The following is a 1,691-nucleotide window of genomic DNA, read 5'->3' on the forward strand; positions in this document are numbered from 1 at the left end:
TTTTATACTTTCCTCGTATAATAAAATTATAAAAGCTAATACGAATATTATTACTTTTATAAGTAAACTCTAATCAGTGAAATTTAATATTTGAATATGGTATTGACGTTACTTTCCTGGGAGCTTACGCGTACCCGTTGTATAGACTGTTATCCCATTCAATAATATTTATGAGTAACTGGTTAGGTTTCTACATATTGTAGAATTACTTGAGTAACAAACGAGGATATAATTTATTGATTTATAATGGGAACTATATTCAAAACTAAGGAGAATTGATTATGAATAAGTTTACTTTTACTTTTGTTGTTGGTATTGATATTTCATCTAAAACCTCTGTAATTTCAATCTTGAAACCCGGTGGCGAAGCTTATGGTAAAAAACTTACTATAACAAACAATCTAGCTGGATTTAAGAAACTTCATAAGATATTAGATGATATAAATTATAAATTTTGTGTAAAACCTAATATATTCATGGAATCAACAGGATTGTACCACATACTGCTTTATAACTATTTTTCAAAATGTGGATTTAATTGTTATGTAATTAATCCAATTAAAACTAAGAACTTTGCAAAGCAAAGTATTCGAAAGGTAAAAACAGATAAAGTTGATTCGTTGAGGATTGCACAATTATCTCAATCCCCAACTTTTGTAGCTGATTCTTCCTATGATGAAAATTTCTTTGTATTAAAAAAACTATGCAGAGAATATTCTTCATTAGTTAGTCAAAGATCTGACTATAAAAAGAAATTAACTTCATCATTAAATATAGTATTTCCTAAATTTCATACAATATTCAGTGATCCTTATAGTGAAATCCCTATGTCATTACTTTTAAAGTACCCTACTTATGATTCATTTTTAAAGGCCTCTAAGACACAAATTATACAAACCATGACTTCTACAATTAGCCATTCTATCGAATGGGCCGAAAAGAAATATAATCAAATATTAGAAGCTGCTAATGAAGCTAAAGAAATGAATATTACATTAACGTCTCTAAGTGTAGAAATCATAACTTGGATAAATATAATTAAAACACTCTCCAACGCATGTGAAGAATTAACACAATCTATAATTAAGCTACACAAACAGATTCCTAAATTGGAAAGAAATGTTGGTTTACTATGCACTCACCCTGAAGTAGGGTTTATTAGCGCTGTATCATTTCTATCGGAAATTGGTGATATAAATAATTTCAAAAATCCCAAAAAAATAGTAGCATTTGTAGGTCTTGATTCATCAGTATCCCAATCAGGTGACTTTACTAGTACTCACAATAAGCTTAGTAAACGTGGCTCTAGCTTTGCTAGAAAAATACTTTTTAACTTAGCAATAGCTTCTATAAAAACAAGAAGGAATGGTGATCCTGCAAACCCTATATTATTAGAATACTATAAAAAACTCTGCTTAAGAAAACCTAAAAAAGTTGCTATATGCGCTGTAATGCACAAGCTTATAAATCATTTTTTTGCTATATTACGTGAGCAAGAGCCCTTTGAATTACGATTACCGGAAGTACATGAAAAACTATATAAACAAAATATATTAAAGCCCGTTATTTAACAAATATTGAATCAATACTATTTGTCCATATTTCGTCAAGAATATATGGTTTCTTAAGTATACCCTTATTTAATAAAAGAATTTTTTAAAAAAGTATTGACTTTTTATAACTGGTCTATA

1 protein-coding gene is annotated in these 1,691 nt (G+C 28.4%); it reads left to right on the forward strand.

Going from position 1 to position 1,691, the window contains the following annotated elements; all coding sequences use genetic code 11:
* Nucleotides 1–281 precede the first annotated feature (281 nt).
* The gene (locus H9660_RS16090; RefSeq protein WP_191751380.1) at nucleotides 282–1,571 is read left to right on the forward strand and encodes an IS110 family RNA-guided transposase; all 1,290 of its coding nucleotides are present in this window, start codon (nucleotides 282–284) and stop codon (nucleotides 1,569–1,571) included.
* Nucleotides 1,572–1,691: the final 120 nt, after the last annotated feature.

It is taken from the genome of Clostridium gallinarum (assembly GCF_014836325.1).
In the GTDB taxonomy this organism is placed as follows: Bacteria; Bacillota; Clostridia; order Clostridiales; family Clostridiaceae; genus Clostridium; species Clostridium gallinarum.